The 21,652-nt window shown below is 72.8% G+C and carries 12 protein-coding genes; 4 read left to right on the top strand and 8 right to left on the bottom strand.

Annotated features, from left to right (window positions below; translation table 11 throughout):
- Window position 1 precedes the first annotated feature (1 nt).
- The 7 genes from urtD to AB0G10_RS39355 all read right to left on the bottom strand — a co-directional run bounded on the left by urtD (window position 2) and on the right by AB0G10_RS39355 (window position 9,381).
- Window positions 2–805 (bottom strand): urea ABC transporter ATP-binding protein UrtD, encoded by an 804-nt coding sequence (gene urtD / locus AB0G10_RS39385; protein WP_360934272.1) that lies wholly within the window; start codon window positions 803–805, stop codon window positions 2–4.
- Window positions 802–1,899: an urea ABC transporter permease subunit UrtC gene (urtC, locus tag AB0G10_RS39380; protein ID WP_360934270.1), complete on the bottom strand. Its 1,098-nt coding sequence runs from the start codon at window positions 1,897–1,899 to the stop codon at window positions 802–804. Before urtC ends, urtD begins: the two co-directional genes overlap by 4 nt.
- The gene (gene urtB, locus AB0G10_RS39375; RefSeq protein ID WP_360934267.1) at window positions 1,896–2,780 is read right to left on the bottom strand and encodes an urea ABC transporter permease subunit UrtB; all 885 of its coding nucleotides are present in this window, start codon (window positions 2,778–2,780) and stop codon (window positions 1,896–1,898) included. Before urtB ends, urtC begins: the two co-directional genes overlap by 4 nt.
- An 80-nt stretch (window positions 2,781–2,860) precedes the next feature.
- Window positions 2,861–4,159 (bottom strand): urea ABC transporter substrate-binding protein, encoded by a 1,299-nt coding sequence (urtA, locus tag AB0G10_RS39370; RefSeq protein ID WP_360934264.1) that lies wholly within the window; start codon window positions 4,157–4,159, stop codon window positions 2,861–2,863.
- Between the two features lie 658 nt (window positions 4,160–4,817).
- Window positions 4,818–6,947, bottom strand: a complete 2,130-nt coding sequence (locus AB0G10_RS39365) for a glycosyl hydrolase (protein WP_360934261.1) — start codon at window positions 6,945–6,947, stop codon at window positions 4,818–4,820.
- Between the two features lie 17 nt (window positions 6,948–6,964).
- Window positions 6,965–7,738 (bottom strand): HlyD family efflux transporter periplasmic adaptor subunit, encoded by a 774-nt coding sequence (locus AB0G10_RS39360; RefSeq protein WP_360934258.1) that lies wholly within the window; start codon window positions 7,736–7,738, stop codon window positions 6,965–6,967.
- A gap of 32 nt (window positions 7,739–7,770) precedes the next feature.
- Window positions 7,771–9,381, bottom strand: coding sequence for a glycosyltransferase (locus AB0G10_RS39355; protein ID WP_360934255.1), 1,611 nt, complete (start codon window positions 9,379–9,381; stop codon window positions 7,771–7,773).
- Between the two features lie 453 nt (window positions 9,382–9,834).
- Between AB0G10_RS39355 and AB0G10_RS39350 the strand changes: the two genes are divergently transcribed.
- On the top strand, window positions 9,835–11,385 hold the full coding sequence (locus tag AB0G10_RS39350) for an Hsp70 family protein (protein WP_360934252.1): 1,551 nt from the start codon (window positions 9,835–9,837) through the stop codon (window positions 11,383–11,385).
- 3 nt (window positions 11,386–11,388) lie between these two features.
- Here the strand turns inward: AB0G10_RS39350 and AB0G10_RS39345 are convergent, their stop codons facing one another.
- On the bottom strand, window positions 11,389–16,686 hold the full coding sequence (locus AB0G10_RS39345) for a tetratricopeptide repeat protein (protein ID WP_360934249.1): 5,298 nt from the start codon (window positions 16,684–16,686) through the stop codon (window positions 11,389–11,391).
- Between the two features lie 153 nt (window positions 16,687–16,839).
- Here AB0G10_RS39345 and AB0G10_RS39340 point away from each other — a divergent pair, with 153 nt between their 5' ends.
- Genes AB0G10_RS39340 through AB0G10_RS39330 form a run of 3 tightly spaced genes read left to right on the top strand, consistent with a single transcriptional unit; the run spans window position 16,840 to window position 21,638 of the window.
- A complete protein-coding gene (locus tag AB0G10_RS39340; RefSeq protein ID WP_360934246.1) occupies window positions 16,840–17,364 on the top strand; it encodes a molecular chaperone GrpE in 525 nt (174 codons plus the stop codon).
- Between the two features lie 2 nt (window positions 17,365–17,366).
- Entirely contained in the window at window positions 17,367–18,992 is a 1,626-nt protein-coding gene (locus AB0G10_RS39335; protein ID WP_360934243.1) for an Hsp70 family protein, read from the top strand.
- A gap of 12 nt (window positions 18,993–19,004) precedes the next feature.
- Window positions 19,005–21,638, top strand: a complete 2,634-nt coding sequence (locus tag AB0G10_RS39330) for a hypothetical protein (protein WP_360934240.1) — start codon at window positions 19,005–19,007, stop codon at window positions 21,636–21,638.
- Window positions 21,639–21,652 lie beyond the last annotated feature (14 nt).

Raw genomic sequence — 21,652 nt, 5'->3', positions numbered from 1 at the left:
GTCAGTCCTCCGTCAGCTTGTGTGTCACGGCCACCGGCTCGGGCACGGCCGACATGGCGGCCGTGGTGGCGGCGCCCGCGGTGCCGAGGTAGACCTCCTGCACCCTGGGATCGGCCTGAACCTCGGCCACCGCGCCCTGGGAGAGCACCTTGCCCTGGTGCAGCACCGTCACCCGGGTGGCGAAACGGCGCATGAAGTCCATGTCGTGCTCGACCACGACCACGATCCGCTTCGCCGCGATGCGCTGCAGAAGCTCACCGGTCGCGGTGCGCTCGTCCTGGCTCATGCCGGCGACGGGCTCGTCGAGCAGCAGCACCTTCGCGTCCTGCACGAGCAGCATCGCGATCTCCAGCCACTGCTTCTGCCCGTGCGACAGGATGCCGGCCGGGGTGGCGAGCTCGCCGCCGAGCCCGGTCTCCTCCAGCGCCCGCTCGATCGACGGGTCGACGCCCCGCCGGGCCCGCAGCAGCGCGAACGAAGAGCGGTGGCGCCCGGCGGCGATGTCGAGGTTCTGCAGCACGGTGAGCTCGTCGAAGACGCTCGCGGTCTGGAACGTGCGGCCGACCCCGAGCCGGACGATCTTGTGCACCTGCTTGCCGAGCAGTTCCTTCTCGCCGAGCCTCGCCGATCCGGTGCCCTTGACCAGCCCGGTGATGGCGTCGATGCAGGTCGTCTTGCCGGCGCCGTTCGGGCCGATGAGGAACCGGACCTCGCCGGGGTGCGCGTCGAAGGAGACGCCGCCGACCGCGACGAAGCCCGAGAACTCCACGCGGAGATCGGTGACGACGAGCGAAGCGTCGGTCATGACCGCACCTCTTCGAGTTCTGCGGCGGCGATCGCCGGCGGGGTGGGCAGTTCGTCCGGCTTCCGGCGAGCAGTGGCGAACCGGGCGGGCAGCGACGACAGCCCGTTCGGCAGGAAGAGGACGACGACGATGAACATCAGGCCGAGGATGTAGGTCCAGCCCTCGGGCCAGGTCGAGCCGAGGCTCGACTGCCCCCATCCGACCGCCATCGCGCCGAGCGCGGGGCCGAAGAGTGACGCGCGACCGCCGAAGGCGACCCCCGCGATCATCAGGATCGAGGCGGCGGCGCCGATCTCGGCGGGAGTGATGATGCCGACGATGGGCACGAACAGCGCGCCACCGACGCTCGCCATCAGCGCGGAGACGACGAAGGCGACGAGCTTGACGTTGGCCGGGTCGTACCCGAGGAATCGCACACGCTCCTCGGCGTCCCGAGTGGCGACGAGCAGCTCACCGAAGCGGCTGCGGTAGAGCTGCCACACCGCGAGCAGGCACACGATGAGCAGCGCGGCCGCGATGAGGTACACCATGACCTTGTTCGCCGGGTCGTTCAGCACGAAGCCGAAGAAGTACTTGAAGTCGCTGAGCCCGGTGTCGCCGCCGGTCTCGCGGATCGTGGAACTGATCAGAACGGCCAGCGCGACGGCGAGCGCCTGCGTCAGGATCGCGAAGTACGCGCCCTTCACACGGCGCTTGAACAGGGCGTACCCGAGGGCGCCGGCCACGATCACGGGAAGCAGCACGATCGCCAGCAGGGTGACCGTCCCGCTGCGGAACGGCTCCCAGAACGCCGGGAGCGGCGCGAGCGGGTCGTAGAGCACCATGAACCCGGGAACCCGGTCACCGGCGGTCTCCAGCGTGAGGTGCATGGCCATCGAGTAGGCGCCGAGGGCGAAGAACACCCCCTGTCCCATCACGAGCATCCCGCCCCGGCCCCACGCCAGGCCGATGCCGACGGCGGCGATGGCCCAGCAGCAGTACTTGCCGAGATTGTTGAGCCAGTGATCGGTGAGCATGAGGGGCGCCACCGCGAGGAGCAGGACGGCGAACAGCCCGATACCGCTGAGGGAAAGCCATGACTTCGACTTGGTCATGCCAGACTCCTGGTTCGCACCGTGAACAGGCCCTGCGGGCGCAGCTGCAGGAAGACGATCACGAGGATGAAGGCGAGCACCTGCGCCAGGCTGCCGGTCGTCCAGTAGGCGAAGTACGCGAGGGCGACACCCACCGCCCACGCGGCGACGATCGTGCCCTTGAGCTGGCCGATGCCACCGGCCGCGACGACGAGGAAGGCCGGGATGATGTACTGCGCGCCCATCTGGGAGTTCGTGCCGCCGATGAGCGACGCGGCCACGCCCGCGACTCCGGCCAGGCCCGACCCGACGAAGAAGGTGAGGCGGTCGACGGTGCGGGTGGAGATCCCCGCGGTCTCGGCGAGGTCCCGGTTGTGCACGGTCGCCCGGATGCGGCGGCCGAACGAGGTGTATTTGAGCCAGGACGCCAGCAGGGCGACGCAGACGGTCGCGAGCAGGATGGTGAACAGCTGCCGCAGCGGCCAGTGGTAACCGAGGACGGTCAGCTGCCCGTCGAGCCAGGAGGGCTTCTCCACCGGCACACCCTGGGACGGGAAGATCTGCAGCGCTGCCTGTTGCAGGATCAGGCTGACGCCGACCGTCACGAGCAGGGTGTCGAGGGGCCTGCGGTACATCCATTGGATGATGGTGACCTCCAGCAGGAGGCCGAAGAGGCCGGCGACGACGAACGCGACCGGCAGCGCGACCGGGATCGACAGGTTGCTCGCGTCGATCACCTGCTGGACGAGGTAGGCGGCGAAGGCGCCCAGCATGAGGAACTCGCCGTGGGCCATGTTGATCACGCCCATCTGGCCGAAGGTGAGCGAGAGGCCCAGCGCGGCGAGTAGGAGCAGCGCACCCTGTGCGCTGCCGTTAAGCAGTGGGGCGATCAGTGCGTCCACGTGCTCTCTCCCTGTAGCGGGTTGATGTTGTCCGAGTGCGGGGTCGCGTGCCGCGGGCGGCACACGACCCCACCGGGCGCTCAGCCCGCTGCGTCCACCAGCTGCGTACGGATGTCGGCCGGGAACCAGTCGTAGCCCTCGAGGTACGGGTCCGGCTCGATGAACTTGTCGGAGGCCCAGACGACGTCGAACTGGTTGTCCTTGTTGATCTGGCCGATGTGGCCCGGCTTCGAGATGTGGTGGTTGTCGCCGTCGAGCGTGACCGTGCCCTCCGGCGCGTCGAACGTGATCTTGTTCGACTTCGCCGCGGCGTTCACCTTGTCCACGTCGAACGAGCCGGCCGCCTCGACGAGCGCCTTGTAGATGTACATCGAGATGTAGGCGGCCTCCATCGGGTCGGAGGTGACGCCGCTGCTGTTGGGGTAGGCCTTCCAGCTCTCGATGAACTTCGGGTTCGTCGGGGTGTCGAGCGACTGGAAGTAGTTCCAGGACGCGTAGTTGCCGGTGACCTCGTGGCCCATCGCCGGCGCCTCCTCCTCGGCGATCGACACCGAGATGATCGGCGTCGTTGCGGGGGTGAGGCCGGCGTCGTAGTACGCCTTGACGAAGCCGACGTTCGACGAGCCGTTGATGGTGTTGAAGATGAAGTCGGGCTTGGCCGCCACGATCTTCGCCACCTGGCTGGTCCAGTCGTCCTTGTCGAGCGGCACGTACTCCTCGCCGACGATCTCGATGCCGAGCTTGGCCGCGTACAGCTTGATGATCGCGTTCGCGGTCCGCGGGAAGACGTAGTCGCTGCCGGCGAGGAACAGCTTCTTCACACCCTTGGAGGCGAGGAAGTCCATCGCCGGGATGATCTGCTGGTTGGTGGTCGCGCCGGTGTAGTAGATGTTCGGCGACGACTCGAGGCCTTCGTACTGCACCGGGTAGAAGAAGAGCCCGTTGAGCTTCTCGACGACCGGCTTGACGGCCTTACGGGAGGACGAGGTCCAGCCGCCGAAGATCGCGGCCACGCAGTCCTGAGTGAGCAGCTTCTCGGTCTTCTCCGCGAAGGTCGGCCAGTCGGTGGCGCCGTCCTCCTGGACGTATTCGATCTTCTTGCCGAGAATGCCGCCGCTGGCGTTGATCTCGTCGGCGGCCATGTGCAGCACATTGGAGACGGTCTTCTCGGAGATCGCCATGCCGCCGGTGAGGGAATTGAGGAAGCCGAGCTTGACGGTGTCTCCGGATGTGTCGACGCAGCTGGCCGCCGGTGACGACCCGGCGCCGGCCGTGTCGTCACCGGCCCGGGCGCCACAGCCGGCGAGCACGACAGCCATGGCAGTACCGAGGGCGCCCGTCGCCATGAGCGCGCGCATCCGCTTGCTGGAGTTGGACATATGTGAGAACTCCGTTCCTGGTGAAGGGGGTGATCGTGCGGATGAAATGTTCAGGGCGAGCCGCCGTTGTCCCGGACTCCCACCCGGTGCCGTCGGTTGTCGCTAGTGAGAGCAGACTGACCGTGAGTCATTGCTCTGACATTTCTCCGATGTTCCAACTCTGTAGCCACGGCATCGATCGAGTGGCATGTTCCCTGGAAAGACGCGAAAACCCGCGGACCCGCGATGTCAGGGTTCTGCCATCCCCGATGAAGATGCGACGCGTATGGCACGGTCTTGACATCGCGCGAGCGGGTGAAGCCGGCTCGGTCCCGGCCGCGAGGCGCGATGGCGAGAGCGTGCGCCGCGCGGGGTCCTCGGTCGGCCTCCGCAGGCGATCAGACGGGCGTGCTGGGCGGCCGTCGCGATGGTCAGACGGCATCCGATTTGCGGCATTGTCGCCAGGGTGTACGCGGAGGCCGAGGTCTTGGCGCGCTTGTACAGGCGGATCCGCTCGACGTGGCCGTCGCTTGTCTTCGCGACGGCGGTAGGACCGCTCGTGTTGCGGCTTCGGCGTCGAGGGCGTCGGTCCTGCCGCGGCGCCGCCGGGGCGCCCGTCGCCGGCCCCGGACCGGCTGGGCCGGCGGCAACGGCGCCGGCCCAGCCCATCGCTGGTTCGTCAGGCGCCGGGCGCTCGGATCACTCGCGGGGCGTTCGCGGGGCCGAAGGTCAGCGACCCCACCGGCGCGGCGGCAGCGGGCTGGGGAGGTCCCAGCACGGCCAGGGCCTCGACCCAGTAGCGGACCATCGCCCGGCTGGTGCTCTCCTCCCGGGAGACTCCCGCGTCGAGCCGGCGGCGGGCGGCCTGCGGATCGGAGAGGGCGAGGTCGGCGGCGAAGAGGTCGCCCCAGATCGCGGGCCTGTCGCCCAGCTCCTTCTGGCGGGCGGCTGACGGGCCGCGGTAGAACGCGCCGGCGGTCAGTGGCAGCAGCTGGATGCCGAGGACGGACTCCGGTTTGGGGTCGAACCAGGTGGCATAGTCGATTTTGGCGTCCCAGACGATGCCCGCCGTGGTGTGCGCGTACCCAGGCTCGCGGGTCAGGCCTTCGCCGAGCCAGTACATCCGGGCCGTCGCCGCCTCCAGGGCGTAGTGGGTGACGCCGTACTCGATCATCTGGGCGTTGCCGCGGACGGTTCCCCACCGGACCACGGCCTCCCAGGACGCCACCGCCTCGCTGGACGACTCCTGGTTGTTGCCGTCCGCGAAGGGGGCGAAACCGGAGGCTGCCGAACTGCCCAGATAGGCGTTGAAGGCGCGGAACGGCGGTAGGCCGCTGGGTGGGCCGATCGCCAGCGACCCGGCGTAGTCGCGGACGATCAGGTCGACCACGTCGCCGTAAGCACGGGCGAATCCGGGGTCGGCCGCTGCCAGCACGGCTGCGGCGCGGACCAGATAGCCGTACTGGAAGTGGTGGTCGTTGTAGTCCTGTGCGCCGAACTCGGGCGGGACGGCGATCAGCCCGCCCCAGGTCCGGTCGTAGGCGAAGTACCGCCCGTCGGACGGTCCGGTCCAGGTCAGCCAGTCGACGAGTTGCGGGCGCAGCCGGTCGAGCGCCGCCGTGCGCTGCGCGTCCGCGCCGGCGGCGGCCGCGACCTCGGCGACGGTGGCCAGCCGGCCGAGCTCCTTGAGCCCGAAGTAGCTGCCGCCGGCGCCCGGTGGGTCGGCCAGGTCACGGTCCAGGTCGGCCAGCACGGCCTTGCGCGCGGCGCCGCCCAGGGCCACCTCCGGCACCGCGGTGAGCAATCCTGGCATAGCGGTCCTGACCTGCACCGCGTCCGCGGTGACCAGGGACATCGTCCCCCGGGCGTCCGGATAGGAGCCGGCCAGCGGCGCCGGTCCGGCGACCAGGCCGGCCCGGTGGTGCGGCAGCAGGGCCCAGGCTCCGGTTCCGCCGCCGGCCCGGCGTGCGGTGAGTGTCTGCGTGACCGTCCCGGCCGCGGCGTCGTACGCCGTCGTGGCCGTGGTCCGCACGATCGGGTCGGCGGTGCTGGCCTTCTCCCAGCTCGCCCGGTCTTCGCCGGCCGGCACCCGGGCGACGGCGAGTCTCTCGCCCGATCCGGTGACGGTGGTCGCGGTCTGCGTCAGATCGGCGCCGAGCACGTCCCATCGCCCGCCCGCGATGTCGAGCCGGGCCCGGGTGGATGAGCTGCCGACGTCGCGGAAGGCGCCGTTCAGGGCCGGTGCGGCCCCGTCGAAGCGCAGCCACACCACCGGGCTGCCCTGCGCGAGGGTGACGTCGACCCGGCCCCCGCCGGCGAGCCCGACCCGCAGGACGACATGGAAGGCGCCGTAGCCGGCGACGGTCACGTCGCCGGTGGCCGCGCCGACGGTGAGGGCCGGCACGAACGGGGTGATCACGGAGTTCGCCGAGGCGGTGAGGGCCGTGCCACTGATCTGCAGGCCGCCGGCGGCAGCTTGCACGGCGACCGGGTGCGTCCAGATCGGCTGGGTGCGGGGCCCGGTCAGCGCGGAACTCCACCACTGGTTGGTCGGCACCGCCTGGCCGGTGAGGGCGCCGGCCTGTGCGGGTGCCCTGGTCGGGGCCAGGCCGGCCGGCAGCTCCCCGGCGATGCTCCCGCTGCCGCCCACCGCCGGAACGGCGAGAGGCGACGCGGCGGCGTCCTCCATGACCGTGCCGGCGGCGCGCGCCGGCCCGGCCGGGACCCGGTCCGCAGGCGCGGTGTCCGGTGTGGTGTCCGGCGTGGAGGTGCACGCCGTCAGCGCGGCCAGCGCCACGATCCCCGTCATGGACCGGATGCGGCGGCTCATGCGCTGTTCACGGCAGGGGTGCTGCCGGCGGCCGTGGTGGTGTCGACGACGACGGCGAACTGCAGCCCCGGCACCAGCGTCCGGACGGTCGCCCGGGCCGCCGGATCGGGCCTCAGCACGACTGTCAGCTCGTCCGCGCCGCTCGCCTGCCGGCCGGCGTCGACCTTGGGCTCGACCTTCTCCAGCGTCGTGGTGATCCGGCTGGACAGGCCGGGGCCGGTGACGTAGGCGGTCATCCCGAGCCGGAATCTCCGCAGCTTCTCGAGCGGCACGTCGACCGCGAAGGCCACCTTCGCCGGGTCGTACAGGGTGACGATCGGCTCCCCGGCGCGGGCGACCTGCCCGGGCGCGACGTCGATCCTGGTGATGATCCCCGCTGCGGGCGCCCGCAGCTTCTGCACCCGCGGCCCTTCCCCGTCGGCGGTCAGGGTGATGGTGGCGAGGACCGCGCCCGCGGCGACGCTCGTGCGCTCGGTGGTCAGGACCTCGTTGACGACGGCGGCGTCGGCCGAACCGGCGGTGATCGGCTGCGCGGTGAGCACCGCGGTGCCGGCGTCCACCATGGTGCGTTCGGCGAGGCGCTGCCGCACGACGTGGGTGCCGCCCGCGCCGGCCGCTGTCAGCAGGATCAGCACCACCAGGCCGGTGCGCATGACCCGCAGCGCGCTGCGTCCTCGGCGCTTCGGCGGCGGGGCCGCCGGTTCGGGGCGCTGAATTACAGTGGTCGAGCCGTTGTCGAAGGTGGTGGCGTGGTCGGTGGTGGCGCTCATGGTTCGTACACCTTTCGGCGGTGTGACACGGGTCAGGCGGTGGCCGCGAGGTGCTGCGTCCGGGTGACGGCTCGGCCGCCGGTGAGCGGGAGCGGGCCCTCCGGCGATCCGGCCGGCGGCTCCGCGCCATGCCGGATGCGGCCACCGGTGACCGATTCGAGGATCATCCGGCCCAGGATCAGTACGATCATCGAAGCCCAGCCGACGGACAGCCAGGTGGGCGCCGGATCGGCCATCACCAGCACGCCGACGACGATGGCGGTGACGTTCAGCAGCAGCAGGGCGAAGAGGGGCATCACCGCCCACAGCGACCGGGCGCCGTCGCCCCCGGCGTTGGTGGCCTTCCACTTCGCCGGCCGGCCGAGCAGCACGCCGCCGAGCGCCCGCAGATGGACCGGCGTCGCGCCGATGCTGGCCACGATCGCCGACAGTTTGAACCCGCCCGACTGCAGCCAGGTGACCAGCAGCACGGCCGCCTGGAACGGCAGGTAGTGGGTGGCCCAGGCGAGGCCGTCGGCGCGGATCGGGCTCAGCGCGAAGAGGAGGTAGAGCGCCGGGAAGAGCATGAAGATCAGCATTGCCAGGGACAGCAGGTAGTGCGTGCCGCAGAACAGGTACTGCAGTCGCTGGTCGATGGTCAGGCCGATACCCCGCTTGAACAGCCGCCCGCGGAGCAGCACCTCGAAGCCGCCGCTCGCCCAGCGCAGTTGCTGTTTCAGGTACGACGGGACGTCCTGCGGGGCCAGCCCGCGAGCCAGCACCTGCGGGACGTAGATCGACTTCCAGCCGCGCTTGTGCAGCTCGATCGACGTCCAGATGTCCTCGGAGTTGCTGCCCGTCCAGATACCGCCGATGTCGTCCAGGGCGGTCCGCCGGAACATCACGTTGGTCCCGACGCAGAAGGCGGCGTTGAAGTGGTTCTTGCCGGGGCAGACCAGCTCGTAGAAGATGCGCTGTGCCTCGGCGGAGCCGGTGGCGACCAGATTCACGTTGTTCGTGTAGAACTGCGGCGACTGGACGAAGGCCACGTCCGGGTCATGGAAGTACGGCAGGATGCTGAGCAGGAAGTTCGGGTCGGGCACGTGGTCGGCGTCGAAGATGACCACGAACTCGCCGTCGGTGCGGAGCAGCCCGGCGTTGACGTTGCCGGCCTTCGCATGCGCGCCGCCGGGCCGGCGCAGGTAGCCGATGCCCACCTGGTCGGCGATCTCGCGCAGTTCGTCGCTGTCGCCGTCGTCGAGCAGGAACGTCCGATGTGGCAGGACCATGTCGCGGGCCGCCAGCATGGTCTGCCGGACCAGCACGGGCTCCTCGCCGTACGCGGTGATGAAGACGTCGATGGGCGGCACGTCCGCGCCGGCCCGCAACCGGTTGCGCCAGACCGTCGCGTCCACCGGTTCGGCCCGGTCGTCGTGGGCCAGGATGGTCCACCAGGTGCCGATCAGGTGCAGGGCGGTCAGACCCTCGGCCGCCAGCATGGCGAACCATAGCCAGCCGGGCCCGCGGTACGCCGGGTTGAGCAGGAACAGTTGATAGAACAGTGTGGCGGCGAGTGCCGCGATGATGGCTACCCGCGTCGAACGCTGCAGCGGCCGCCATGCCAGGCGGGCTGCTCGGGCCGGCGGAACCGGCGGTGCCGTCATGGCGTCTCCCGGAAGAACTCGATATCCAGCGCCGTGAATTCGGTGCCGTGCACCAGGGAACAGGAACATCTGCCGGCGCGCGACCCATCGGTGTCGAACATCTTCATTCGGCACGGGTTACCGATTCATGAAGGCGGCGTTCTGCGTACGATTAAATGATCTTTTGAAATCGATCTGAGCTGCGGCTAATCGATTAGCGTCGTTAATTCCCGGTGACCGTCCGATCTCTTTTATTCACTATCCCGGATGGGTGAGTGGGTGAGGTCACATGGCTCGCCGGTGAGCGTGACGACAATTATCAATGCAGCGGAAACGCCGGCGAAACGAGGGGAGGAGCCGGAATGGGAGGACCGAAACGGCGGAAAGTGAGGCTCTCCGGGCGGTCGTGGAAGGACGGCGGGGCGGGCACGATGGGCTCAGCAGGCCGGCGAGGACCGGCCGGCGGGGAGTGGCATGACGACCTTCGGTATTGATCTGGGGACTACCTACTCGTGCATCTCCTACGTCGGTGACGATGGGGAGCTGGTGATCGTCCGGAACGGGGAGGGGCAGGAGCTCACGCCCTCGGTCGTCTACTTCGAATCGCCGCACAACGTGGTCGTGGGGGAACAGGCCAAGGACGCGGCGAAGAGTGATGCCGAGCGGGTCGTCGCGCTGATCAAGCGGCAGATGGGGAACCGGGACACCGAGTTCGACTTCGACGGGGTGTCGTACACGCCGGAGAGCGTGTCGGCGTTCATCCTGCGGGATCTGGTCCGGTCGGCGCAGAAGGCCACCGGGTCCGAGGTGGCCGACGCGGTGATCACCGTGCCGGCGTACTTCGGGTTGAGTGAGCGTCATGCGACGCGGCTGGCCGGGGAGATCGCCGGGCTCAACGTGGTCAGCGTCGTGCCGGAACCGGTCGCGGCGGCGCTGCACTACGGGGCGTTGCCGGGTTCCGGGGACAGGACCATTCTCGTGTACGACCTCGGCGGCGGGACGTTCGACACCACGGTGATCCGGCTGCACGACGGTGATGTCACGGTGGTCTGCACCGACGGCGATCATCATCTGGGCGGCGCCGACTGGGACGACCGCGTCGTGACGTACCTCAGTGAATGCTTCGTCGCCGCGCACCCGGATGCCGGCGCTGACGAGAGCGAGACGTTCCAGCAGGGTCTCGGCCTGATCGCCGAGGACCTCAAGAAGTCGCTCTCGACGCGGGCCTCCAAGCGGCAGCTCGTCCAGCACGGCGGGGCCAAGCTCAACGTCGACCTGAGCCGGGAGATGTTCGAGGAGCTCACCGCCGACCTGCTGAACCGGACCCTGGAGATCACCGCCCGGACGCTGCGGGTCGCCGAGGAGCTGGGCGCCGGACGGCCCGACACGCTTCTGCTCGTGGGCGGCTCGACCAGCATGCCCGCCGTGGCCCGTGCGCTGCGCGCGAGCCTGGGGCTGGAGCCGCGCGTGCACGATCCGCACCTGGCGGTCGCGAAGGGCGCCGCCATGTTCGCCCTGCAGGAGGCCATCCGGATCCGCGGTCCCGAGGACGAGACGGCGGACGTGCCGGAGAAGCCGGCCACGAAGGTGACGATCGTGGTGCCGCGCGCGTTCGGCGTCGGGGTGGTGGCGCGCGACACCGAGCCGGAGGACGGGAAGACCGAGGTCCGGCACCTGCTGGAGGCGAACACGCCGCTGCCCTCCTCGAAGATCACCGAGCAGTTCTTCACCGCCGTGAGCAACCAGACGAGCATCCACATCACCATCTGGGAGCAGGCCGGCGCGGAAGCCTCGCACCTCGTCGAGTTCAACAAGCAGATCGGGGAGGGCGTCATCGAGCGGCTGCCGGTGCTGCCGAAGGGGTCGCCGATCGACATCAGCTTCGCGATGAACGAGACCGGGGTGCTCACCGTCGAGGCGAGCGAGCTGACGACCGGGCAGAAGATCCTCATCGAGGTGCAGATCGGCGGGCTCGACGACCGCCGGGTCAAGCAGGCCCGCGAGGCGGTGGCGCGACTGTCCTGAGGCTCACGGCCGCGCGGAGAGCCGGAACGGGCGGCACACCAGCGGCACGCCGGTGATCGCCGACCAGCGCGGGCTCATCTCCCGCAGCACCTGATCGACCGACGGGCCGAGATATCGGGGGGTTCCGTCGGCGAACGGGCGCTCGCCCACGATGTGCCGGGTCCGGCGCAGCCACCGGATGTCGCGCCAGGTCCCGTCGGCCGCGTCGACCGGGCCCGCGCCGGTGGCCGCCCGCAGCGCCGCCCCGTCGTGCAGACCCGCGGCGATCCCGGCGGACTGCTCCATGTAGGACCGGGCCTGCTCGTCCCGGCCCAGGAGACGGCAGAGGCGGCCGAGATCCCGGCTGTCGTGCATGATCGCGATGCGGTCGTGCTGCGCCTCCGCGACGGCGATCGCCTCCCGCTGCCGGGCCAGCGCCGCGGCCGGATCACCGGCCGCCCGGTACGCCCGGGCCAGCATCCGCAGCGCGTCGGCGGTCAGCCCGGCCGGTGGCGTCTCGATGCGGTTCGCGCAGCTCAGCGCGGCCTCGAAGGTCACCGCGGCGGCTTCCGGATCGCCCTGATCGTGGCGCTGCTCACCGGCCGCGAGCAGGGCCACGACCCGCAGCGGGCTGTCCGGCATGCGCGCGGCCAGCTCACCGGCCTCCGCCCCGGCGGCCTCGGCGCCCTCGTCGTCGCAGGTCTTCAGCAGCCCCCGGCAGAGGTGGAGCAGGCACCAGGCGAGCGCGGCCGGCGCCTCCAGATCCCGGTACAGGCCGGCGGCCGCCCCGAGGTCGGCGAGGGCCTCCTCGTAGCGTTCGTGCTCGAGCCGGCAGCGGCCGCGCTGGCGACGGGCCTCCGCCACGAGGTCCGCGTCCTGCTGAGGATCCACGAGGGACACGGCCCGGCCGTACCAGAGCTCGGCCTCCGCCAGATCCCCCCGGTCTCCCGCGATGCGGCCCAGATGCAGGAGGCCGCCCGCGGCGGCCCGCTCGTCGCCGCAGGACGTCGCCACGTCCACCGCTTCGAGGAGCGTCCGCACGGCGTCGTCGTCGCGGCCGTCCTGCCGGGCGAGCAGGCCCAGGGCGGTCAGGCAGGCCACCATCGAACGGTGGTTGCCGGTCGCGGCGGCGCGGTGCAGCGCACGCCCGAACCAGTGGGCGGCGCCGGGCGGATCGCCCCGGCGCGCGTCCACGACACCCCGCTGGATCGCGCTCGCCACCCAGACGGCGTCGTCGGTGTCCTCGGCGTCCGCCATCGCTCGCTCGAAGAGTTCGCGCGCCGTGTCGAGCCGGTCGGCACGCCCGGCAAGAGATTCCGCGGCCGCATCCACCGCGAAAGCGCGGGTCAGGACGGCCGATCCTCGGAAGAGGCTGGTCGCGGCGCGCAGGGAGCGCGAGCGCAGCCGGGCGGCGATGGCGTCGGCCTCGGCGAAGTGGCGTTCGGCGAGGGCTTCGTCGCCGAGCTCGGCGATGACCCGGCCGATCTGCTGCTCGGCGATGGCGCACCGGACCGGATCCTCGAGCTGGTCGGCGAGGGTGGCGAGATCCCGGTACATGCGGAGGGCGTTCCCGTGGTCGCCGACCTCGAAGAGCACGTCGCCGTAGTGCTGGGCGCACTGGGCCAGCAGCGGGAGGTCGTCCAGGGTCCGGGCGGCGCGGAAGGCGTGCACCAGGTGCCGGGACGCCATCCCGGGCGCGCCGCGCATCAGCTGGACCGCGCCGCTCTGCAGCGCGGAGGTGGCGAGCAGCCGGACGCTGTCGAGGCCGACGGCGGTGGACTCGCCGGCCGCCAGCTCGTGCTCGTCGGCGAGCTGCTGGTCGCCGACGGCCCGGGCGAGCCGGGCCAGGTCGCGGTCGGCCGCCGCGAGCTCGTTGGTGCCGGCCAGCTCCCGGGCGATGCGCAGCGCGCCGATGCTCCACCGCCAGGCCTCGTGGTCGCCGCGGGCCAGCGTGAGGGCGCCGAGCTGCTGATAGCTGGAGGCCAGCACGGTGAGCGCGGCCGGCGTGCCCTGGACGGCCGGCTCCTGGCACCGCTGCGCCGCCCGGAGGTAGCGGTCGCGGGCGACGTCCGGGCCGCCCCGGAGCTGGGCGAGCGCGCCGAGCTCCCGGAGCGCCGCCGCCTCGGCCACGGTGTCGCCCTGGTCCTCGGCGAGCCGGCGGCAGCGTTCCAGGTGCGATTCGGCGTCGTCGTAGTCGCCCAGCCGCAGCGCGATCACCCCGAGCTGGTGGTGGAAGAGCCAGGCGGCCGGCTGCCCGGGGCCGAGCAGCTCCGCCGTGTCGAGGCAGATCCGCTGCTCCTGGCGCAACGCGCTGCGGGCGTCGAGGGCGAGGCAGAGCTCGGCCGCGATCCCGACGGCCTGGTCGTGGTCGCCGACGGCGATGCAGTGGTGGTGGGCCTCTTCCAGGTCGCTGTGGTCGTACCCGGGATCTCGGCTCTTCAGACGCGCCCACCAGCGTCGATAGGCGGCGGCCCGGCGGTGCGCCCGAAGCACCTCGGCGGGAGCGGCGGCGGCGAGCGTGGACGCGGTCCACCGGTGGACCACCCAGCGGGGCTCGCCGTCCTCGCCGGCGACCGGGGTCAGCAGGCCGAGCCGGGTCAGCTCGGCGCAGGCCGCGTCCAGCCAGGGGACGTCCGCCGGGAGCGTCTGCGCCGCCAGATCCCGGTTCCGCTGGGCGCGCTCCGCCGCGGTGGCCGGGAGGTCGTCGAGGGTGACGTCCGGGTCCTCGGCGCGGGCCCGGGCCAGCCGGTCGTAGTGCTGCCGGAGCCGGTCCACGCGCTCCGGGACCGCCGCGGCCGGCTCGGTCACCACCCAGCGGAGGGCGGTCGCCGGGACCGGTACGCGATGGACCGAGGCGGCCACGAGCAGGGCGCGGGCCTCGGGGAACGTGGCGGCGAGGCGTTCCAGGACGCCGTCCAGGAGGACCTCGGCGGACGCCTCGGCGATCGCCTCCGCGGTGGCCACGTCGACGTCGCCGGACGCGGTGCGCATCCACTCCCGTGCGTCGGCCACCCCGCGCCGGCGCAGGCCGTTCTCCATCCGCTCGGCGACCCGGTCGAAGGGGCGGGACCCGGTCGGGAGAGCTCCACTGCCGAGCACGGCGTTCAGGTATTCCAGGGTGCGCGGGTGGCCGCCGAGATCGCGGTACGCCCGGGCCCGCCGCTCGTCGTCCAGGGCGTACACGGCCGGCAGGCGCCAGATCAGCTTCTCGGTCTCGGCCCGGCTCAGCGGCCCGAGGTGGTGGGTGAGCAGCTTCGGGTGGGTGAGCGCGTCGGCGTGCCGGGCGGTCACGAGGAGCCGGGCGCCGCGGCCCACCCGCAGCCAGGCGCTCAGGAAGTCGCGGACGTCGGCGTCGAGAGCGAGATGGATGTCGCCGATCGGGTCGTCGACCAGGATCAGCACCTCCATGCCCTGTTCGAGCACCTCGTCGCGGAGCACCTCGAGGCGCAGGTGCCAGCCGATCTCGGCGTCGGTCAGCCGCCGGTGGAGCCGCTTCGCGCCGGCGGCGTCCGGGAACTCGGCCACCAGCAGCCGGTCCGCGACCGCCGCCATGATCTCGTCGGTGGTGCAGCGGCCGTGCAGGCCGGCCACGACGGTGTCGCCTCCGGTCGCGGCCATCCGCAGCGCCTGCGTGGCGAGGCTGCTCTTGCCCACCCCGCCGATGCCGTGGATCAGCACGCCGTGGGCGGCGGCCCGGCCGCTCAGGACCGCGAGCAGCCGGCGCAGGTCGGCGCGGCGGCCGACGAACTCGCCGTCGTCGAGGTGGGCGATCCCGTCGGCGACCCGGGCGGCCGGCACCCGCCGCGGCACCGATCCCCGGGTGCGCGGGTCGTAGAGGACGGTCTCGCGGACCCGGCTGAACATCGTGGCGGTGGGCCACTCCGGCGGATGCCGGACCCGGACGTGGCCGGGCCTGGCCGCCCGGGCGACCTCCAGTTCCCGGCGGACGTCGGCGAGCGCGCCGAGCGGGTCGGCCGGCTCACCGGCGCGGGACAGCCGGCCGTACACGGTGGACAGCAGCTCGGTGGCGTAGACGTCGCCGACCGCCGCGGTCATCGCCACGACGGTCGGGACGCCGTGCTCGAGGAGGGTGGAGGCGAGCCCCGGCAGCGCCGACGCCGCGCCGGCCGTGTCGCATCCGGCCAGCACGACCAGGGGCACGCCGCGGTCCGGCAGCACCACCTCGCGGGCCAGCCGGGCGGCGTCCACCTCGTCGGCGCCGCCGTCCGCCGTCTCCATGAGCAGCCGGCCGGGGGCGGCGTGGCAGGAGATGTGCAGGATGTGGAACCGCTCCTCGTGCAGGGCCTCCCGGATCGCGGCGACCGAACCCCAGTTCAGCACCCGGACGTGCGCGCCGCCGCGCCGGGCGCCGTCGACCCGGCGCAGGATGGTGCTGAGCTCGTGCTCGTAGTCGAGCAGGGCCTGGTCGCCGTCGTCCGGGCCGGCCACGACGGCCAGGATCCGCAGCGGGCCCGGGATGTCGGGCTGCGCCGTCGGGCCCAGATCCGAGCCGCGGTAGAGCCGCACCTGCGGGCGCAGCGCCAGCGGCACCTCCTCGCCGGGCAGGATGATCGTCTCCCAGGGCAGGCCGGCGATCGCGGTCTCGAGGCGGATCCGGGCGGCCTGGTTGCGGGTGGCGGCCCCGGCGAGCAGCCCGGCGAGCGCGGCGGCGACCGGGCCGGGCAGGAAGCACCGGCCCAGCTCGCGGCCGATGTCGTGGACGTCCTGCTCGACCCGGCTCGGCCGGAGCCGGCGGTGTCGTTCGACCTTGTCGGCGAGGGGCAGCAGGGCGTCGGTGAGCCCGGAATGGGCCGCGGCCACCGGCTCGCCGGAGGGCGGCACCACCGTCGTCTCGCCGGGGCCGATCGCCAGCCGGATGTCGAGCGGCCGCTCCGAGGTCCGTTCGAAGCCGGGCGCGGCCGCCAGGCCCCGCCGGGCGACCGGGGCGCCGAGCAGGGCCGCGGCGAGGGCGTCGTAGCGCCGTTCGTGGTCCTCGCGGGTGCCCGCCGTGGTGAAGTCGAGCCGTTCCCGGCCGCTCAGCGACGGCGGAATCGGGGCGCCGTCGAAGACCACCGGCACGAGGGTCAGGGATCCGAGGTCGGCCCGTTCGACGAGGGCCGCGTATCCGCGGATGTCGCCGTCGTCGGAGAGCAGCACGACCGCGGCGCCGCACCGCTCGATCGCGGCGTCCATCTCGGTCACCGTGGTCCGGCCGGGCGGGAAGGTCCGCAGGCCCCGGCTCTCCAGCGCCTCGCACAACCGGGTCGCCCGCCCGGTGTCGCCGGCCGAGCACGCCACATAGACCATCACGACGCCCGTCATCGGCGCTTCATTGTTCGGGCTCCGCAGCCGGAATGGCAGGCATCTCCGGCCATTTCTGGCGGCCGCTTCCGCCGATGGTTTCCGAAATGCCCGCGGCGTTAGCGTGGGCCCCGCCTGACATCCGATTCCGCCATCACCCGGAAGGGGTGCCGCGTGTCCGATGAGGACGACGACCCGATCGCCGGCACGCTGGCCTCGATCAGCGAGAGCCTCGATGCGTTCCATCGGCGCTCCGAGCGCCGCGAGGCGGTGATCGACCGGTTGCACGAGGAGAACCAGGTGCTGCGTACGGGATTGACGCGCACGATCCTCCAGCCCGTCCTGACCGACCTCGCGAGGCTCTACGACGGACTCGCCCAGCAGGCCGAGAGGCTCGCCGGCGACCCCGATCGGGCCGCCGACCAGCAGCTCTGGGCCGGCTTCGCGGACGACGTCGCGCAGGCGCTGGCCCGCTACGGGACGGACGTCGTCACGGCCGAGCCGGGGGAGGCGTACGAGCGGGGCCGGCACGTGGTCGCGGGTTTCGTCGACAACCCCGACCCGGCGGCCGACCGGACCGTCGCCTGCACGCTCGCCGTCGGGCTGGTCGACCAGGAGACCGGCGCGGTCCGCCGCCCGGTGCGGGTGCGGCTCTTCCGCGAGCCGGCCGTGGTGCTCGGCGCGGGGACGGCCGACTGATCATGGCGATTTTCGGAATCGATCTGGGAACGACGTATTCCTGCATCGCGCAGGTCGACGACACCGGCCGCCCGGTCGTGATCAAGAATGCGATCGGCGAGGATTCCACGCCGTCGGTGGTCTTCTTCGAAACGCCGGAGAACGTGGTCGTCGGCCGGGAGGCGAAGAATTCCGCCCGGCTCTATCCCGAGCTGGTGGTGTCCCTGATCAAACGCCGGATGGGCGAGGAGGACGCCGAGCTCGAGTTCCACGGCGTCACGCACACCCCGGTGTCGATCTCGGCGCTCATCCTCCGCGAGCTGGCCCGCGCGGCCGGCGAGATCGGCCACGTGCCGGTCCGGGATGTGGTGATCACGGTGCCGGCGTACTTCGGGGTGAAGGAGCGCGAGGCGACCCGGGCGGCCGGGGAGGTGGCCGGCCTCAACGTGCTCAACGTCGTGCCCGAGCCGGTGGCCGCGGCGCTGCACTACGACGCGTTCGGCCCGGCGGGCGGGGAGCGCACGATCCTCGTGTACGACCTCGGCGGCGGCACCTTCGACACCACCGTCATCAGGATCTCCGACCGGGACGTCACGGTCGTCTGCACCGACGGCGACCACCGCCTCGGCGGCGCCGACTGGGACGAGCGGATCGCCGAGCTGCTGCTCCAGCGGTTCACCGCCGACCACCCCGGCTCGGACGCCGCGGCCAGCGACGAGTTCCTGCAGGAGCTCGCGGTCGCCGCCGAGGAGGTCAAACGGGCGCTGAGCAGCCTGGAGAGCCGGCGGCAGAACATGCGGTGGAACGGCGCGAGCAGCCGGCTGGAGCTGACCCGGGAGGCGTTCGAGAACGCCACGGCCGATCTGCTGGAACGCACCCACGACATCACGCTCCGGACCGTCACGACCGCCCGCGAGAAGGGGATCGAGCGGTTCGACGAGGTGCTGCTCGTCGGTGGCTCCACCCGGATGCCGGCCGTGGCCGGGATGTTGCGGTCCCGGTTCGGGTTCGAGCCGAAGATCCACGACCCGGACCTGGCCGTCGCGAAGGGCGCCGCGCTCTACGCGCTCATCGAGTCGGTCCGGGTCGCCCTGCCCGAGTCGGCGCTCGACGGGGAACCGGCGCGGGCGGCGCTGGCCGACGCGGCCGCCGGCCTGGGCATCGACGTGGACAGCATGAAGCAGCTGGCCGGCAAGCGGGTGACCGCCGTGGTGCCCCGCGCGTTCGGCGTGAAGGTCCTGGCCCGCGACGACACCGACGCCGACCCCGAGGGCTTCATGGTCGACCACCTGCTCCGGGCCAACACCGCACTGCCGGCCCAGCCGCCGGCGCAGACCTACGGGACCGCGTACGAGGGGATGACCGGCATCACCGTCGAGATCTGGGAGCAGGCCGGGGCGGCCGAGTCGGGCCGGCTCACCGACAACGCCAAGATCGGTGAGGGCCGGATCGACGACCTGCCGCCGATGCCGGCGAACTCCCCGGTCGAGGTGACGTTCGCGATGGACGAGATGGGCACCCTGCGGGTCCACGCGGTCGAGCGGCTCACCGACAAGGAGCTGGTCATGGAGCTGGCGATCAGCGGCCTCAGCGAGGACCGCCTCGCCGAGGCCCGGTCCGCCGTGGCGAAGTACGCCGTCGGCGCCTGACGGGTCGACTCCGTGGCCGCCGCGTGGGAAGAGGAGTACAAGGCCAGGGTGCTCGAGCCGGCCAAGAGGGCCGGCGACGAGCTGCCGCAGGACCTGTTCATCAGGTACGGCCTGACCGGCGCGCACCAGGCCCCGGACCGGTTCGAAGCGCGGGTCCAGGAGGTCGTCAAATACTGGAACAGGCTGCTCAACACCCGCGTCTACAAGCCGCTCGCCGACGCGCTGCTGACCGCGCACAAGAGCCTCGACGCGGCCGGCTCGCTCAACCCGGCCGAGTTCACCCGGCTGCGGGAGGAGGCCCGCGCCCGGGCGTCGGAGCGGCTCGCCGGCTGGATCGCCACGGTGGCGGCCGGTGTGCCGTACATGACGAAGGCGACCCTCGCCCACTTCGTCCGGCTCGGCGGCGGGCTGCTCTCCGAGAAGGAGGTCCGGAAGGCGGTCGCGGACGGCGGCGTGAAGCTGATCGACCCGGAGTGGGACGTGCCGGCCGACCCGCCGGTGCCGGCCGCCGGCGCGGTGCCGCGCAACCTGCGGATCCTCGGCCTGCGCCTCTCCGCGCAGGTCGTCTTCCCGGCCGAGGCGCTCGGCGGCGGGTTCCGGCTCAAGGACGGCTTCCGGCTGGTCGGCGGCGACGGCGACCGGCTCACCGCCGACCTGCTGCACCGGGCGAAGCAGGAGCAGGCCAAGCGGCCGCACGACACCCGCAAGACCGCCACCGAGACCGTGCTGACCACGATGCTGACGGCGTACTCGACCGGCGCCCTGGACCGGCTCATGCGCTGGGAGGCCGCCGAGATCGTCCGGGCCGCGCTCGCCGACGGGCTGCCGCCGACGCTCGCCGCCGAGGCCGTCGCAGACCTCGGTCTGGAGCGCGGCGAGGCGCTCGAGCTCGCCGTCACGGTCGCCGCGACCGGTCCCGGCCGCGGCGCCGGCCGGCCGGACGACGTCAACGCCGTCATCCTGGCCGAGCTGGCGGCCGGACGCCTGCGGGCGGCCCAGGCCGAGCTCGCGGCCTCCGGGAACGCGGTCGACACCGATGTCCGCGACCGCGTCGGCCGGGTGGCGGCCACTGTCGACGCGGCCGTGGCGCAGGCCGGCGCGGCCGAGCGGGACGGCCGGACCGAGGAGGCGGCCCGGCTGCTCGCCGAGGCCGCCGGCCCGGCCGCCGACGACGCCGACCTGACCGCGCGGCTGGCCCGGATCCCGCCACCGCCGCCCGCCGACGTGGTGGCCGGGGTGACCGGCGCGGGCCGGGTCGCCCTGCGCTGGCGGCCGAGCCCGGCCGTGACCGGCGAGATCTCGTACCGCGTCGTGCGCCGCGGCGGTCCTCCGGCGGTGTCCCCGGACGACGGCGACCCGGTCACCGGGGCGGCCGCGACCGGCGTGGTGGACACCGAGCCGCCGGTCGCCCGCCCGGTCGGCTACACCGTCTTCGCGGTCCGCGGGAGCGCCGTGTCGGCGGGCGTCACGGCCGGCCCGGTCACCGTGCTGCCGCCGGTCACCGGGCTGACGCTGACGACCGACGGCCGTACGATCGCCGGCTCCTGGCAGGTCGACCCGGCCGCGGCCCGGGTCGTGGTGACCCGCACCCGGCTCGACGGCGACGGCCCGCCCCGGCCGGTCGGCACCCGGCCCGGCCCGGCGACCGGGTTCGTCGACCCGGACGCCGAGATCGGTGTGGGCTACGGCTACCGGGTCACCGCGCACTACCAGGGGCCGGACGGCGAGCTGCTGGAGTCCGAGCCGGTGGCCGGCCACATCGTCGCCGACCACGCCCCGGCCGCGGTGCCCGACCTGCGGGCCGAGGTCGTCGCCGGCGAGGGCGCGCCCCACCTGGCGCTGAGCTGGACTCGGCCGGCCGGCGGGCGGGTCGAGATCCGGCGCGCGACCGCCGAGCCGCCCTGGCGACCGGGCGAGACGGTCCCGGCCGCCGGGGCCGACGAGCACGGCGAGGTGGTCGGCGTCGCCGCCGAACCGGACGGATCCGGCCGGTGCACGGCCACCGCCGCGGCCGGGCAGGGCCGGTTCTTCCTGACCGCCGTCACCCGGGGCACCGGGGTCGCGGTCATCGGCAACACCGTGAGCCTGGAGCTGGCGGCGCCGGTGAGCGGCCTGCGCGCGCACCGCCGCGGCGACGACGTGCACGTGGTGTGGATCTGGCCGGAGGACGCCCACGAGGTCCGGGTCGAGTGGTCCGCGGCCGGGACGGCGGGCGAGCGGGCGTACGGCCGCCGCGAGGTCCGGGACGGCGGCGGGGTCCTGCTGCCGCTCGGCCCCGGCGCGGCGTCGATCGCGGTCCGCACCGTCGTCCGCGAACGCCACGCCGAGCTGCTGTCGGCGCCGGTGACCGCCGAGGTGCCGGGCCGCGCGCCCCGGGTCCTGTGGTGGCTCGAGCGCACCCGGCTGCCCCGCCCGCGGCGGACCCTGCTGCTCAGCGCCGACCAGGCGTGCGAGGTGCCGGAGCTGGCGCTCACCGCGGGGGAGGGCGTGCTCACGAACATCCCCGGCCGGGTGCTGGCCGCCGGCCGGCCGTACGCCGTCGACGTCACGCCGGCCGTCCCGGCCCCGCTCGTGCCGTCGGTGCGCTGCGAGCTGGCCGAGCCGTCCCGGGCGCCCGGAATCGTCCTGGCCCGGCGCCGGGTCTGAGAGGAGATCGGAGC

Origin of the sequence: Actinoplanes sp. NPDC023714 (assembly GCF_040639855.1) — a bacterium.
Lineage (GTDB): Bacteria > Actinomycetota > Actinomycetes > Mycobacteriales > Micromonosporaceae > Actinoplanes.
Note: the sequence above shows the minus strand (reverse complement) of the source record. Positions and strands in the feature narration are given on the sequence as shown.

Excerpts from the sequence above, each read along its gene's own strand:
- urtD (WP_360934272.1), bottom strand. The coding sequence starts at position 805 with ATGACCGACGCTTCGCTCGTCGTCACCGATCTCCGCGTGGAGTTCTCG.
- AB0G10_RS39360 (WP_360934258.1), bottom strand. The coding sequence starts at position 7,738 with ATGAGCGCCACCACCGACCACGCCACCACCTTCGACAACGGCTCGACC.
- AB0G10_RS39365 (WP_360934261.1), bottom strand. The coding sequence starts at position 6,947 with ATGACGGGGATCGTGGCGCTGGCCGCGCTGACGGCGTGCACCTCCACG.
- urtC (WP_360934270.1), bottom strand. The coding sequence starts at position 1,899 with ATGACCAAGTCGAAGTCATGGCTTTCCCTCAGCGGTATCGGGCTGTTC.
- AB0G10_RS39355 (WP_360934255.1), bottom strand. The coding sequence starts at position 9,381 with ATGACGGCACCGCCGGTTCCGCCGGCCCGAGCAGCCCGCCTGGCATGG.
- AB0G10_RS39345 (WP_360934249.1), bottom strand. The coding sequence starts at position 16,686 with ATGACGGGCGTCGTGATGGTCTATGTGGCGTGCTCGGCCGGCGACACC.
- AB0G10_RS39335 (WP_360934243.1), top strand. The coding sequence starts at position 17,367 with ATGGCGATTTTCGGAATCGATCTGGGAACGACGTATTCCTGCATCGCG.
- urtA (WP_360934264.1), bottom strand. The coding sequence starts at position 4,159 with ATGTCCAACTCCAGCAAGCGGATGCGCGCGCTCATGGCGACGGGCGCC.
- AB0G10_RS39350 (WP_360934252.1), top strand. The coding sequence starts at position 9,835 with ATGACGACCTTCGGTATTGATCTGGGGACTACCTACTCGTGCATCTCC.